Below are 13903 nucleotides of genomic sequence, written 5' to 3'. Positions count from 1 at the left end.
TATTATAAAAAACCATGATATAGATAGAATAGTCAAGAAAATAAAAGATAATACAGTATGTATCGCTATATATTGCGAAAAATCGGGTATAAATCCAGCTTTTCATAGAAATTAAGCCGTCGTATTCTCCTTACAGACCGGTGTCGTCCGAAAGCTGCCCAGTGTCAGTCCAGTTCGCCAGCAATTGTATCCGCTTTCTTTCCAGGTGATTGACGGGGCTGATCGGCAGTATTCTGCTCAAAGGATGCCGGATCAAGCAAAGGAGGATGTCATGAAAACAAACAAATGGGGCATGCCGGCAGGACAACAACTGCGAAGGCTGGCAGCAAGCGTAACGGCGGTATTCATGGCGGTTGCCCTGCTGTCGGGATGCAGCAGCGCGGGAAACCATGCTGCGAATGACAACGGGGCTCAAGGCCGGCCCGATGCAGGAGCTGGCAGCCAGACGGCAGAACAACAGGGGCAGCCGGGAACGGGAACCACAGCAGGGGAAAAGAGTGGAGGAACTGCCGCCACGGCCGTCGACGAGCAGCCATCGACCGTGTTCTATGAGGTGTTTGTCCGCTCATTCTATGATTCGAACGGGGACGGCATCGGCGATTTGAAGGGGCTGACACAGAAGCTGGATTACCTGAACGACGGCAATCCGGATACGACGGATGATCTCGGTGTCGGCGGCATCTGGCTGATGCCGATCCAACCGTCGCCCAGCTACCATGGGTATGACATTATCGACTACGAGGGCATTAATCCCGATTACGGGACGCTGGAAGATCTGCAGGAGCTGATCGCCGAGGCGCACAAGCGCGGGATCAAGGTCATCATGGATTTGGTGTTGAACCACACCAGCACGCAGCACCCCTGGTTTGTCAGCGCTTCGAAGGATCCGGGCAGCAAATATAGGGACTGGTACGTGTGGACGGAGGACCAGAAGCTCAGTCCCACCGGGGTCAGTGCGGCCGGCAGCGGCAGTCCGTGGCATGCCTTGAACGGAAGCCACTATCTGGCCACGTTCTGGGAAGGGATGCCGGATCTGAATTACGACAATCCCGAGGTGCGGACGGAAGCCGTCCGGATCGGGCAGTATTGGCTGAAGCTCGGCATGGATGGATTCCGGGTGGACGGCGCCAAACACATTTACGAGAACCTGCAGAGTGACCGGGGCCAGGCGGCCACAGCCAAAAACACGGCGTGGTGGCAGGAATTCCGGATCGGCATGAATCCGGTGAACAAGGATGCCTATATCGTGGGTGAGGTATGGGAGAATTCGGCCGCCGCCATCGCGCCGTATCTGGATCAGGCCTTTGATTCGGGGTTTAATTTCAGCCTGGCGGAGAGCATCCTGAGCGCGGTGAAGGACGAGAAGGACAACAACCTTGCCTTTACGCTGCAGCGGACACAGCAGTTCTACGGAAAACAATCGCAGGGGCGGTTCACCGACGCCATTTTTCTGTCGAATCACGACCAGGACCGCGTAATGAGCCAGCTGGACGGAAATCCGGACCATGCGCGGATGGCCGCGGCGCTGCTGCTGACGCTACCGGGCAACCCGTTTATTTATTACGGCGAGGAAATCGGCATGCGCGGCGTGAAGCCCGACGAGCGGATCCGGGAACCGATGGTGTGGAGCGATCTGTCCCGTCAGCCCGGCCAGACGTCGTGGGAACAGCCGCTTCTCGCCGGAGAGGCAGCGAAAGGAATCAGCGTCCAGTCGGAATCGGCCGACCCGAACTCGCTGCTGTCCACCTATCGGGACCTGATCCGTTGGAGAGAGGACGTTCCCGCATTGCGGGATGGCGACATCCAGAGCTATGACTCCGGCAATCCGGCCGTGGTGTCCTTTTTGCGCTGTAGTGCACAACAAACTGTGCTAGTGTTGCACAACTTGTCAGGCAAGGAGCAGCAAGTCCAGCTCGAAGCAGGGCAGGGAAGGGGAATCGAAAAGATACTCAAAAGCAGCAATAAATCCATGGTTTTAGAGCAAAATTTGCTTCGACTCCCTCCATATTCCAGTGTGGTTCTGGAATGAAATCGATGTAATTTAAAGATATAATGCGATATGGAAAGAATTATAAAGAAAAATGCTGTTTATATTCTATAAATGGGCTAAAACACATTGTGCAAACGTTTTTACAAAAATATAGACGTTGTGTATGATAAACGCATGTTTAAAGCGCTTACTTGGTAACTTCCGCAAAAGGAAATACCGACGATTCTTGAAAAAACTGCGGATTCACGCTGATCTTGCCATGTGATTGCGTAGTCGATCATTGTCCGGGAAGGGCTTCATAACATGCATCCAATCATGCAGTGCCGAGAAAGGCGCTTGCAAATGGGAAGTTAGACATGTTTATGAAATCGTTTGCGCAAATATGCAGATCCTCAAAGAGAGTCGGCAGGGCATCAGTAGGCAGGTATCAGGTATTCATTGGAATCGACGAGGTATCAGGCATGAATGGGAGTCAGCAAGGCAGCAGGTATTACAGGGAGTCAGCAAGGCAGTAGTGTCACGAAGTAAATGATCAGAGAGGGGTTCGTTTTGGAATGAAGATGAAAAAGGTTATGGCGCTGGTTGCAACGTTGACCATGGCATTCTCAATTACAGCGTGCGGCAGCTCCGGCAGCAAGGCGGAGGAGCAAACTCCATCCACGACAACAACCGAAACGGCTGCAGACGGCCAGTCGGATAACACTGCGGCTTCGGGTGACAGCCTTCAGCCGGAAGAAGGGGCTTCCCTCGTCGTATGGGAGTCCAAAGAAGAGCGCTCTTTTACGGATGAAATCGCCAAGCAGTTTACCGAAAAGTACAACGTACCGGTCAAGATTGAAGAGGTAGCAGCAACAGATCAGGTAACGAAGCTGTCCCAGGACGGTCCGTCTGGGCTTGCAGCCGACATCGTGATGTTCCCTCACGATAACCTGGGCAGAGCCGCGGCAGCGGGACTGCTGCTCGCCAACGATGCGTTCAAGGACGAAACGGTGAAAAACAACACGGAAGCCTCGATTCAAGGCGTTACCTATGACGGCGTGCTGTACGGGTACCCGAGAGCGGCCGAAACGTACGCCCTGTACTACAACAAGAGCCTTGTGAAGGAAGCGCCAAAGACGTTCGATGACGTCATTGCGTTCGGCAAAACCTTCACCGACAAAGCCAAGAAAAAATACGGCATCATGTGGGAAACAGGCAACATGTACTTCAACTATCCGTTTATCGCAACGACCGGCGGATACATTTTCGGTAAAGACGGTACGGATAAAGACGATATCGGCCTCAACAGCGAAGGCGCGGTCGAAGGCTTGAAAACCTATGTGCAGCTGAAGGAAATCCTTCCGGTGAAGAGCGGCGACATTTCGCCGGACATCAAGCGCAGCTTGTTCAACGCGGGTGACGTGGCGATGGACATTAACGGTCCGTGGGAGCTTGCCGGCTACAAGCAGGCGCTGGGCGATAACCTTGGCGTAGCTCCGATCCCTACGATCGGCGGCAAAGCGGCAATCTCGTTCTCCGGCATCAAAGCTTGGTACGTCAACTCCTTTACGCAGTATCCGAATGCAGCCCAACTGTTCGCGAACTTCGCCTCCAGCAAGGACGCCCAGCTGCTGCTGAACACGAAGGTTGGTTCCATCCCGACGAACAAAGAGGCGTTGGAATCCGATCAAATCAAAAACGATCCGTACATTTCGGCGTTTGCTGAGCAGACGAAAAACTCCCAGCCGATGCCTTCCATCCCGGAAATGGGCAACGTATGGAGTCCGGTGAATGCGGCGCTGCCTGAAATTTGGGACAACAACGCGGATCCGAAGGCGGCGATGGATAAAGCGGCACAGCAAATCAAAGATCTGAACAACGGCGCAACCAAGTAAGGCATCGACGCACCGCTGTCAGGTAAGGCAAACGTTATGAATGGAAGTATGACCCGCCGCCATCAACCGCGGCGGGTCATTCCCTGACATACCGGTACCGCTGAAAGCGCGGACGCTTCGGCTGCCGGTATCGCCAAGGAACAGGGCCGGGAAAGCGCGGCCTGTCTTCTTGGAAGCAGTACCCTCCGGGGTGCTTCCGTTGACCCGGGGAGAGGAGAAGAGGATACGATGAACAGGCTCCGCGGCAAAGCCGCTTTACTGTCGATTATCAGCATGGGATTGGGACAAATCTATAACCGCCAATGGATCAAAGGCATCTTGTTCCTGCTGATCGAGGCTTTTGGTATTTACTACTTCATCAATAATTTGGGAAGAGCGATTTGGGGGATTACGTCGCTCGGGGATACGCCGCGTCTGCTCGTGAAAGGCAAGTGGATCGATGGCGACCACTCCATCTTTATCATGATTCAAAGCTTGATCACGCTGCTGTTTCTGCTGATCTTTATCGTCGTATATGTCATGAACGTCAGAGACGCGTACCATACGGCGATCAAACGCGAAAACGGGCAAGTCCCGAACAGTTTCGCCAAATCCGTCAAATTCGTGATGGATTATAAATTCGCCCAAGCCTTTTTGACGCTGCCGGCGCTCGGCATCTTGTTCTTTACGATCATGCCGATCCTGTTTATGATCATGCTGGCTTTTACGAACTATTCCGCACCGAACCATATCCCTCCGGCGAAGCTGGTGGACTGGGTCGGATTCCAGACCTTCAAAGATCTGGTGTCGCTGAAAACCTGGAGCCATACGTTTTTCGGCGTATTAACTTGGACCATTATCTGGGCTGTTCTGTCCACGGCGACCACGTATTTGGGCGGCCTGCTCGTTGCGCTTTTGGTCAACCAGCAGGGCATCAAATTTAAGGGCATGTGGCGGACGATCCTGGTTATCCCTTATGCCATTCCGCAGCTGATTTCGCTGCTCGTCATGAGGAATATGTTTAACGGCCAGTTCGGGCCGATCAACCAGTACCTCGGCTACTTCGGGCTCGGCGGCCTTCCTTGGCTGACCGATCCGTTCTGGGCCAAGGTGACGGTTATTCTCGTCAACATGTGGGTGGGCATTCCGGTCTCGATGATTCTGATCATGGGCGTGCTCACGACCATTCCGAAGGACATGTACGAAGCGGCTGAAGTCGACGGGGCAAGCGCGTATCAGAAGTTTCGCATCGTTACGCTGCCGATGATCCTCTTCTCGACGGCACCGACACTGATCATGCAGTTTGCCGGAAACATCAACAACTTTCAACATGATTTTCCTGCTGACAAACGGGAACCCGGTGGTCGGAGACTATCAGTACGCGGGAGCGACGGACCTTCTCGTGACCTGGCTGTACAAACTGACGCTGGATCAGAACAAATACAATATGGCGTCGGCCGTCGGCATCATTATCTTCCTGATCATCGCCATATTCTCCATCTACAACTACCGGCGGACCAAATCATTTAAAGAGGAGGATATGATCCAATGAGCGGACGTCAAGGCAGAAAAGCAGTTCGGCTAACGGTCAGCTACATCATTCTCATCATCATGGCCATCGGCTCGATCTATCCGGCCCTCTGGGTCATTCTCGGCTCCTTCCGCCCGGGGAAATCGCTCTACAGCAAGACGCTTCTTCCGGAAGCGTTCACGCTGGACCATTACCGGGAACTGTTTACGTCCAGCAGCATTTTGTTCGGCCAGTGGTACATGAACACCCTGAAAATCGCCGTGTGCTCGATGATCATCGGCGTCTTCCTGACCCTGCTCACGAGCTATGCGGTGTCGCGTTTTCGCTTCAAGTGGCGCAAGACGGCTTTGTCGACCGTGCTCATCCTCGGCATGTTCCCGGGATTCATGAGCATGATCGCGATTTACCTGCTGCTGAAGGAGTGGCATTTGCTGGATACGCATCTTGCCCTAATTATCGTGTATGCGGCGGGAGCCCCGCTAGGCGGCACCTTTATCGCCAAGGGCTTTCTTGACACGATCCCGCGGACGCTGGACGAGGCGGCAAAGATCGACGGAGCGAGCAACTGGACGATTTTCAGCCGCATTATTCTGCCACTGTCCCGGCCGATGCTGACCTATATGGCGCTGACGCAGTTCGTCGGCCCATGGGTGGACTACATCTTTGCTCGCCTCGTGCTGCGGACGAAAGAAAATTGGACGCTGGCGGTCGGATTGTTCGACATGGTCAGCACAAATCAGAATACGAACTTTACCACCTTCGCCGCCGGGGCGGTTCTGATCGCGGTGCCGATCACGATCCTCTTTATTTTCCTGCAGCGCCTGCTGGTAGACGGTTTAACATCGGGAGCGAGCAAAGGGTAAGCAGGGTGTGGAGGCTTCTCTCCACGGGCGCTCTGCCCTGACGGGTTGGTTTTTTTGAACAAAAGAAAAACAGAAAGGCACAGCTTTCGCATCATGCATGCAGGCTGTGCCTTTTTATTTGGAGGCTGGCTGTAACTCCAGAGTGTACCGGGCCCAATTCACGTATAGTCAGGAAAGGTTTCCCTTGGATAAAAAGTACCGGATGGGGAGGGATTCGCATTCATATGAAGTATATGTTATAGAGGTGAAAAGAAATAGATCGAAGGGAGTTTACCTAATATGAATCAATCATGTTTCGAAGACCGGATTTACTGTATGGGATGCGGCAAGCTCGTGAAGGAACACCGGGCCAGACAGGTGCTGAAGACCGGATACTATATGCACACTCACCGGCTGGCGGCGGGATGCGATGAGTGCGGAGCGCATTACGTGGATTTGCTGCCGGATGATACAGCCTCAAGAGCTGTGAGCTACCACCTTTTTTGAAAGCGTATTCAAATATATAGGGTTTGTGTCGATTTAACCGGGAACATGTCGTAAAAAAATTCGCTAAAACATAAAATTCCATCTTTCGTTTTTATCGACAACGTCGTATGTTTATAGTAAGTAAAAAATTCCAAATTATAAAATATATTAGGGAAGCGAAATGCACCGGGGAAGTCCCTCGGCGTATGGATGCTGGCCGCCGCCTGTGAACCGTGAGAATAACGGAAGAAAAGTCAAACATAGGAATGGTACGGTAGTAGGAGGAAGTTAGGTGGAAGCTCTCGGCTTCATGTTTTTTTCAACGCTGGAGACATTTGCGATCTATTCGCTGACGATGTCGCTGTTTAGGTTCAAAACCTCGGATTACTTGTGGCAGACTCTGTGTATCACGCTGCTGGCGAATGTGCAGAGCTATGTTATGCGGGACGAGCTGTCGCTGGCATTTGCGGCACCGTTAATCACGATTCTGATTTACATTCTGCTGTATACGACCGTGATGAAGATTCCTCTGGCCTGGTCGGCCATCTGCACGATTCTGGGTTATGCGCTGTATGCGCTCATCCAGACCGTCTATGTGCTCTGGTTGTTCGGATCGGTTCAGGAAGCCAGCGCCACGGACGTTAACTCTTACAGCTTACAGGTTGTCTCGGCGTTAACGGGACTTGGGGTATCGTGGCTCATGTACAAGTTTGGCATCGGGTTCGCCTTTGACTTTGAAAGGCTGCGCTTCAAGAAAGAGCACATCGTGCTGGTGCTGCTGATTATGGTCACGCTCGTCTTGGTGGAATTTATTTTCTATTACAACAAGGTATGGATCAACGTTCTGTTTTTCGCCTGCACGTTCGGCCTCTTTTTGTATTACACCATCCGCAAGGAGGAGGAGGATATCCATGCTGATTGAAACGGCCGCCGTACGGATCGCTGAAGGGATCAAGCGGCAGGTTCCGGATCATAAATCCTCGGTGAACATCCTCAAACATGCGATTGCCGTCATTCTGAACGTGGTGTTGATTATCGCCCTCACGCTGCTGATCGCGTTCTTCACAGGGCATATGGACCGCGCGGCGACAGCGCTGATCGGATTTGCGTTGCTGCGCCAATTCACGGGCGGTATTCATCTGAAAACCGGGGAATGGTGCGTGCTTGTCACCACCGCCTTGTTCACCCTGGTGTCGTTCATCGAGCTGTCCGCCTTCTATGTTCAGGTACTGAACGTTCTCAGCATGGTGCTTGTGGCTGTATTTGCTCCGTGCAAAATCGAAAAGCAATCCAGAATACCGGGCAGGCATTATCCCAAGCTGCGGGTGATCGGAGTCCTCATTGTACTGGCCAACGTCCTGATCCAGTCGCAGACGCTTGCTGTCGTCTTCTTCGTCCAAGCCCTCAGCCTGATCCACCGAAAGGAGGTGAAACGCCATGTCACTGATCAGCAAAGTTAAGCACAGCACATTCACAGCCATTGCTTCGGCATTAACGCTGGTAGCTGTGTATCTCGTAAGTGTTGCCAGTCCTGTGTATATTTACAGCGGTGAGACGCCAGAGGAGCTGCTGAAGTGAAATGGAGGAGCTGATTCAGATGCAATATCTTACGGTTTCACGAGATATTGAAGGGGAATCAGGCATCGTCAATCTTCGGGTACACGATATTTTGTTCATGGAATTCAGCATTCCGGCAGACCGGGTTGTCGTTCATACGATGGAAGAGCAGTTTTATATGAACGGCACGCTCAAATACTGGTCCGGCATGCTGAGCGCGAGCGGGTATACGTTCCGCAATGTGGACCGGAACCTCGTCAACGTGGACAGGATTATGCTGATCGACAGCGTGTACAAGAAGGCGTATTTTGAGCCAGAAATCCATAAAGGCTCCAAATGCTGCACCATGGCGTTTAAAAGGTACAACAAGATTAAAGAGGAGCTATTAGCCTATAACCCGGGAATATTGATCGTCTGAAAGGAGCTGCGCTAAGCAGCTCTTTTTTTTGCTTCTTCAACGCTTCTCAAAAGGCGCAGAGCTGCTCGCGAGGAAGAAATTACGCTTGACCCCAAAGGCTTCATATACTATAGTAAACCCATCGGAATTAAATTAACTGACTCGTCAGTCAAGTGATGAAAGGGGTCCTGATTCTGCCATCGCAAACTAATGAGGAACCGCAGCGCGAGCAGGAGCTGAGGCAGGCCGCCCTCGAGCTGTTTGCACGCAAAGGTTACCATAATACAAAGATATCGGAAGTAGTGAAGGCGGCCGGCGTCTCGCAGGGGACGTTCTACTGGTATTTTGACGGGAAGGAGCAGATGGCCATCCGTTTGGTGGAGAACGGTCGGGACAAGCTGGTCGAGGTCATTGAACAGGGATACCGCAAGCATGCGGGATCTGTAGACGACATGGTGAATTCCTCAGCCAACCTGCTGACCAACCTGTTCGAGTTTGCCAATGAAAACCGGAATTTGATGGCCTTTCTGCTGATCAAGGGGCAGGGCGCTGATCCCAAGGTCCGTTCGGCGGTATCAGAAGTGTGGATCGCGTTTGAAGAGGCCTTTAAGAAAAATGTGCTTCGCGCTATTGAGTTGGGCATGCTGCCGCAGTTTACGGACGTTTCGCTGCGCGTGAACATTCTCGTGTCGCTCATCACGGGCGTTTTGACCAAATGGTTGTTCGGTCCGCTGCATGACGTGGACTACGAGCCGGTATACACCGCATCGCAGATTGCCGAAGAAACGGCCCGGTTCGAGTTCCGCGGGCTGCTGGGTTAAATATTACAACCTATATAGAATGAACTAAAGAAATGAATAACACAGGCCTCTATTGGGCCGTATAACTAGGAAGTTCAATAAAAACATTAGTTCAATCTATATATTTTAAGGGGGATTATAGAAATGAAGTTTAGAGTCAAATCACTATTTATGTCGCTGTCGCTGATCGCCGTTATCGCTCTGGTACTGGCCGGCTGCGGCAAAGATCAGACGTCATCGGGCAGCAATGCTTCCGGAGGAAGCGGCAATCAGGCGTCTTCGTCGGCTGGCAATCTGCTTGAGCAGGTCAAGAAGAACGGAAAAATCAGGGTAGGTTTGATGGGTACGTATGCCCCGTATAACTTCTTGAACGACAAGAAGGAAGTAGACGGATACGACGCCGACATCGCCAAAGCGATCGCCAAGAAGCTCGGGGTTGAGGCTGAGTTCATTACAGGCGAATTTTCGGGCCTGATCGAGGGGCTGCAGCAGGGGAAATACGATGTGCTGATCAGCCAGGTGACGATCACGGATGACCGGAAGAAAACGATGGACTTCTCGGAGCCTTACATCAAGAACTCCGTAAATGTGGTCGTGAAGAGTGACAACGATACGATCAAGTCGATCGACGATTTTAAAGGCAAGAAGATCGGTGTCGGACTTGGCACCAATGACGAGAAATACCTGCGCGACGAAGCGATGCCGAAGGTTGGCAAGTTTGAAATCGCGACATACAACGACGTCATTTCGTCTCTGATGGATTTGAACACGGGCCGGATTGACGCAACGATCAACAACATGTTCGCCCTGAAGCCTCTTATCGACCAGAACCATCTGAAGATCAAAGCGGTCGGCGATTCCATCAAGGACGATTATGCCGGTGTCGCGATGCGCAAGAACAATCCGGAACTGCTGGATGCGATCAACAAAGCGCTGGACGAAATGAAGACCGACGGAACGCTGAAGGAAATCCACCAAAAATGGTTTGGCGTCGATCCAAGCTTTTAAGTTATGAGTCTTACAGCTGTGGGAGGCCGTTTTAAATGAAATTGGTAATGGATAATTTGGGTTTTCTGTTTACGGGAGCCTACTACACCCTGCTCATCACGATTGTCTCCATGTTTTTTGGGTTGTTTATCGGACTGTTCACAGCCATCGCCCGGTTAAAAGGAAACCGGCTGATCGCCGGCATCGCCAGGGTATATGTGTCCATCATCCGCGGAACCCCGATTATCGTGCAAATCTTCATCATTTATTTCGGCTTGCCCGATTATGGGATTACCCTGGGGCCGCTGACGGCAGCATATATTGCGCTTAGCATCAATATCGGCGCTTATTTGTCTGAAACTTTCCGCGGTGCGATTCTGTCCGTGGATAAAGGGCAGACCGAAGCGGCGCTGACTCTGGGGCTGACGCCATGGCAGACGATGCGCAAGGTCGTTCTGCCCCAGGCGGCCCGGGCGGCGATTCCGCCGATGGGCAACACGTTTATCGGGATCTTAAAGGAAACGTCGCTCGTGTCCATCGTTACGGTGACGGAGTTGCTGCGTTCGGCGCAGCTGCTGATCGCGCAGTATTACGTGGCGATGCCGTTCTACCTTGCTATCGCCGTCATGTACTGGGTGATGAGCACAGGCTTTTCGGCGATTTTGAACGTCATTGAGCGGAAGCTGTCCAAGGCTTATTAAGGAGGGAGAAGGCATGATCGAAGTCAGCCATTTAAGCAAAAGCTTCGGATCGCTATCGGTTCTGAAGGATGTGAGCCTGAATATTCGGCAGGGCGAAATCGTGGTGCTCCTGGGTCCCAGCGGCTCGGGCAAGAGTACCTTGCTCCGGTGCCTGAACGGTCTGGAGCAGGCTGATGCCGGCTCGGTCCGCATCGACAGTGTCCACATCGAAGCTGCGATGCGCGCCAAAGAGCGAAAAAAGGCGGTTCACGAGCTGCGCAGCCTGACGGGCATGGTGTTTCAGTCGTTCAACCTGTTCCCTCATCTCACCGTCCTGGACAATGTGATCATGGCCCCGATGACGGTGAAAAATATGCCGAAGGAACAGGCGGTTGACATTGCCGAAAAGCTGCTTGGCAAGGTAGGCCTGGCGGAGAAGAGGGACGAGTATCCTTCGCGGCTGTCCGGCGGGCAGCAGCAGCGGGTGGCGATCGCCCGCGCTTTGGCGATGGAGCCGAAGATCATGCTGTTCGACGAGCCGACATCGGCGCTGGATCCGGAGCTGACCGGCGAGGTGCTGCAGGTGATGCGGCAGCTGGCGGAAGAAGGAATGACGATGGTCGTCGTAACGCATGAGATGAAGTTCGCGCAGGAAGTGGCGAATCGGATCGTGTTTATGAGCGAAGGCATCATTCAGGAAGAAGGGGCGCCGGAGCATTTCTTTGCCGGACCGAAGACGGAACGGGCGCGCAAGTTCCTTCGCCAGATGGCGCAGGAGCCGGTATAAGGCTGGGATATAAACGATGAGACACGGACTTAAGAACGGAAATACGGAGACAGGACAGCCTGATCCGAAGGAGTTGAAGCACAGCATGAATGATCATCAGCAGCATCTAGACATGATTTCGGAGCGGGTACGGCGGATCATGGACAGTGAAAATATCGACGCGCTGGTCGCGACCAGCAGCGAAAATTTTTATTATCTCTCAGGGCATCAGAGTGCCTTTATGTATACCCTGCGCATGAGTGAGGTTGGGCTGGCGGTTCATTTCCGCGATCCCGGTCGGAAGGCAGTCATCATTATGAACGATTTCGAAGCCGCCGGGTTTGCCGGGGATTCTGAGCGGTATGAGGTTCGCACCTATCCTACGTGGGTGGACGTTGATGATCCGCTTCATTTGAAAGGCGGCAGCTATCAAGGGAAGCGGCCGGTGTCCCCGCAGGCGGAGGAGATGTTCGGCGTCCTTCAGCAGGTGCTGGAGGAGTACGGCATCTCACGGGGGCGAATTGCGGCCGAGCTGGATTTGATGCGGCATTCTTCCGTGATGGCGCTGCGCAAGGCTTGCCCGGACATTTCCGAGCTGGCCGAGGCGGGGCCGATCTTCACGCGGCTTCGGGCGATCAAGACGCCGTGGGAAATTCAGCAGCTGCGCAGGGCATGCGCCTATGCGGAAGCGGGCGTCGAGTACGCGGTCCGCGAAATCGAGCCGGGCGTTTCTGCCGCAGGGATCGTGGATGCGTTCCGGAGATCGCTGATGCGGAATCCGGACGGATCGACGCCGCGGTTCCATATGATTTCGGTCGGGGACCACTTTGCCCCTGTACAAGTGTTTGATACCCGGCCAAGCCAGCCGGGGGATGTGATCAAGTTTGACGTAGGCGTCGAGGTGGCCGGCTACGGCTCGGACATCGCCCGCACCTTCGTGCTGGGCGAGCCTACGGATGTCACGAAGCGGATCTATGAGGCCCTCCGGCGCGGGCATGACCGCCTGCTGCAGACGATCGAGCCGGGGATGCCAATGAAGGTGGCATTCCAAGAGGGGATGAGCGTCATCCGTGCGGCGGGGCTGAGCCAGTACAACCGGGGCCATCTGGGGCATAGCGCAGGGCTGAGCCTTGCCGCGGAGGAAGGGCCGTTCATCAGCCCGTCCGAGACGGCGGTTTTTGAGCCGAACATGGTCGTTTGCATCGAGACGCCTTACTACGGCTACGGGATTGGAGCCATCATGATTGAGGATATGCTTCTGATTACGGAGAACGGCGTGGAGCGGCTGAACCGTTTAAGCACGGATTTGGTATCTTTGTAATTAAGCGTAATGGAAGTAAAGTTTTGTCTGATTAGGGATAAATTTGACGAATTATTTTTTTCTGGAAAACATTCATCCCGATGAAAGTGCGTTTACAAACCGGCTGACTTGGTTTTAAATAGGGTAAGCCCATTTTCCTCGCAAAATCGGTTACTCATCATTAAGGGTTCCTTTCCTCCTGGAAGATCTCCAGGATTCTTAGGGAACCTTGGAAGATCGGGGGGATTGAAATGCAAATCTTGTCTGATGAACAGCTGCTGGAATGCGTGATGCTGGCCAAGCAGTTGGAACTGGATCGGGAATTTCTGGCCCTGCTGATGTCGGAGCTGCAGCGCCGGGGAATCGAGCTGCAGGATGAGGACGGTGTTCTTCTTCAGGAGAATTATCAGGCATCCGGAAGCCGCGAGCTCGATGCAGCTGAAATGTACTTTGCATGATCGGGAGAGTCGTCATGAGACCCATGAGAGCGCCGATGCAGCACTTGCTTCGGGCTCACCGGTTGAGCACCTGACTGAAGAGAATAAAGGCCTCAGCGATGCTGGACCATTCCATATTCGGTAACAAGATTTTCGCTGCAAGCGGTCTGCTTTCAGTGAATGTATGCAATTGGATCGTTTGAGACAAGGAGCTGCGCCCTTTGGGGCTGCAGCTCCTTTTTTATGGCATTCCAGTCTGGAATTCGGCCCGGCAGGC

At 53.1% G+C, this 13903-nt stretch carries 14 protein-coding genes and 1 pseudogene; all 15 read left to right on the top strand.

All coding sequences use genetic code 11. The features are described from left to right. The first annotated feature begins 271 nt into the window (after positions 1-271). On the top strand, positions 272-2029 hold the full coding sequence (locus ABIE48_RS29380; RefSeq protein WP_354520200.1) for an alpha-amylase family glycosyl hydrolase: 1758 nt from the start codon (positions 272-274) through the stop codon (positions 2027-2029). A 521-nt stretch (positions 2030-2550) separates the two neighbouring features. Next, positions 2551-3864: a sugar ABC transporter substrate-binding protein gene (locus ABIE48_RS29375; RefSeq protein ID WP_483312700.1), complete on the top strand. Its 1314-nt coding sequence runs from the start codon at positions 2551-2553 to the stop codon at positions 3862-3864. 228 nt (positions 3865-4092) lie between these two features. After that, positions 4093-5395, top strand: a pseudogene (locus tag ABIE48_RS29370) (carbohydrate ABC transporter permease). After that, entirely contained in the window at positions 5392-6237 is an 846-nt protein-coding gene (locus ABIE48_RS29365) for a sugar ABC transporter permease (RefSeq protein ID WP_076172723.1), read from the top strand. The pseudogene ABIE48_RS29370 and the gene ABIE48_RS29365 overlap by 4 nt, the downstream one beginning before the upstream one ends. A gap of 279 nt (positions 6238-6516) precedes the next feature. Further along, positions 6517-6723 (top strand): hypothetical protein, encoded by a 207-nt coding sequence (locus tag ABIE48_RS29360; protein ID WP_145026996.1) that lies wholly within the window; start codon positions 6517-6519, stop codon positions 6721-6723. 271 nt (positions 6724-6994) lie between these two features. After that, positions 6995-7624 carry a hypothetical protein gene (locus tag ABIE48_RS29355; RefSeq protein ID WP_145026995.1) on the top strand — a complete coding sequence of 210 codons (630 nt, stop codon included), beginning with the start codon at positions 6995-6997 and terminating at the stop codon, positions 7622-7624. Next, positions 7614-8162 carry an accessory gene regulator ArgB-like protein gene (locus ABIE48_RS29350; protein WP_354520197.1) on the top strand — a complete coding sequence of 183 codons (549 nt, stop codon included), beginning with the start codon at positions 7614-7616 and terminating at the stop codon, positions 8160-8162. The genes ABIE48_RS29355 and ABIE48_RS29350 overlap by 11 nt, the downstream gene beginning before the upstream one ends. Continuing rightward, positions 8140-8280 (top strand): AgrD family cyclic lactone autoinducer peptide, encoded by a 141-nt coding sequence (locus ABIE48_RS29345; RefSeq protein WP_089549203.1) that lies wholly within the window; start codon positions 8140-8142, stop codon positions 8278-8280. The genes ABIE48_RS29350 and ABIE48_RS29345 overlap by 23 nt, the downstream gene beginning before the upstream one ends. Before the next feature lie 19 nt (positions 8281-8299). Beyond that, a complete protein-coding gene (locus ABIE48_RS29340) occupies positions 8300-8677 on the top strand; it encodes a LytTR family transcriptional regulator (RefSeq protein ID WP_163880297.1) in 378 nt (125 codons plus the stop codon). A 155-nt stretch (positions 8678-8832) separates the two neighbouring features. After that, positions 8833-9477: a TetR/AcrR family transcriptional regulator gene (locus tag ABIE48_RS29335; RefSeq protein ID WP_105445773.1), complete on the top strand. Its 645-nt coding sequence runs from the start codon at positions 8833-8835 to the stop codon at positions 9475-9477. A gap of 123 nt (positions 9478-9600) precedes the next feature. Next, positions 9601-10464, top strand: a complete 864-nt coding sequence (locus tag ABIE48_RS29330; protein WP_145026993.1) for a transporter substrate-binding domain-containing protein — start codon at positions 9601-9603, stop codon at positions 10462-10464. A 35-nt stretch (positions 10465-10499) separates the two neighbouring features. Next, positions 10500-11144, top strand: coding sequence for an amino acid ABC transporter permease (locus ABIE48_RS29325; protein WP_076172728.1), 645 nt, complete (start codon positions 10500-10502; stop codon positions 11142-11144). Between the two features lie 13 nt (positions 11145-11157). Beyond that, positions 11158-11910, top strand: coding sequence for an amino acid ABC transporter ATP-binding protein (locus ABIE48_RS29320; protein ID WP_105445771.1), 753 nt, complete (start codon positions 11158-11160; stop codon positions 11908-11910). Positions 11911-11995: 85 nt separating this feature from the next. Then, positions 11996-13210, top strand: a complete 1215-nt coding sequence (locus ABIE48_RS29315) for a M24 family metallopeptidase (RefSeq protein ID WP_192716023.1) — start codon at positions 11996-11998, stop codon at positions 13208-13210. Positions 13211-13440: 230 nt separating this feature from the next. Next, positions 13441-13647, top strand: coding sequence for a sporulation histidine kinase inhibitor Sda (sda, locus tag ABIE48_RS29310; protein WP_145026991.1), 207 nt, complete (start codon positions 13441-13443; stop codon positions 13645-13647). Positions 13648-13903 lie beyond the last annotated feature (256 nt).

The sequence above is a fragment of the Paenibacillus sp. OAE614 genome (genome assembly GCF_040546645.1).
GTDB lineage: Bacteria > Bacillota > Bacilli > Paenibacillales > Paenibacillaceae > Paenibacillus_AQ > Paenibacillus_AQ favisporus.
Note: the sequence above shows the minus strand (reverse complement) of the source record. Positions and strands in the feature narration are given on the sequence as shown.

What these genes read in the sequence shown, in the direction of transcription:
- ABIE48_RS29315 (WP_192716023.1), top strand. Translation starts at nt 11,996, where the DNA reads ATGAATGATCATCAGCAGCATCTAGACATGATTTCGGAGCGGGTACGG.
- ABIE48_RS29320 (WP_105445771.1), top strand. Translation starts at nt 11,158, where the DNA reads ATGATCGAAGTCAGCCATTTAAGCAAAAGCTTCGGATCGCTATCGGTT.
- ABIE48_RS29335 (WP_105445773.1), top strand. Translation starts at nt 8,833, where the DNA reads ATGAAAGGGGTCCTGATTCTGCCATCGCAAACTAATGAGGAACCGCAG.
- ABIE48_RS29375 (WP_483312700.1), top strand. Translation starts at nt 2,551, where the DNA reads ATGAAAAAGGTTATGGCGCTGGTTGCAACGTTGACCATGGCATTCTCA.
- ABIE48_RS29360 (WP_145026996.1), top strand. Translation starts at nt 6,517, where the DNA reads ATGAATCAATCATGTTTCGAAGACCGGATTTACTGTATGGGATGCGGC.
- sda (WP_145026991.1), top strand. Translation starts at nt 13,441, where the DNA reads ATGCAAATCTTGTCTGATGAACAGCTGCTGGAATGCGTGATGCTGGCC.
- ABIE48_RS29340 (WP_163880297.1), top strand. Translation starts at nt 8,300, where the DNA reads ATGCAATATCTTACGGTTTCACGAGATATTGAAGGGGAATCAGGCATC.
- ABIE48_RS29345 (WP_089549203.1), top strand. Translation starts at nt 8,140, where the DNA reads ATGTCACTGATCAGCAAAGTTAAGCACAGCACATTCACAGCCATTGCT.
- ABIE48_RS29325 (WP_076172728.1), top strand. Translation starts at nt 10,500, where the DNA reads ATGAAATTGGTAATGGATAATTTGGGTTTTCTGTTTACGGGAGCCTAC.
- ABIE48_RS29365 (WP_076172723.1), top strand. Translation starts at nt 5,392, where the DNA reads ATGAGCGGACGTCAAGGCAGAAAAGCAGTTCGGCTAACGGTCAGCTAC.
- ABIE48_RS29330 (WP_145026993.1), top strand. Translation starts at nt 9,601, where the DNA reads ATGAAGTTTAGAGTCAAATCACTATTTATGTCGCTGTCGCTGATCGCC.
- ABIE48_RS29350 (WP_354520197.1), top strand. Translation starts at nt 7,614, where the DNA reads ATGCTGATTGAAACGGCCGCCGTACGGATCGCTGAAGGGATCAAGCGG.
- ABIE48_RS29380 (WP_354520200.1), top strand. Translation starts at nt 272, where the DNA reads ATGAAAACAAACAAATGGGGCATGCCGGCAGGACAACAACTGCGAAGG.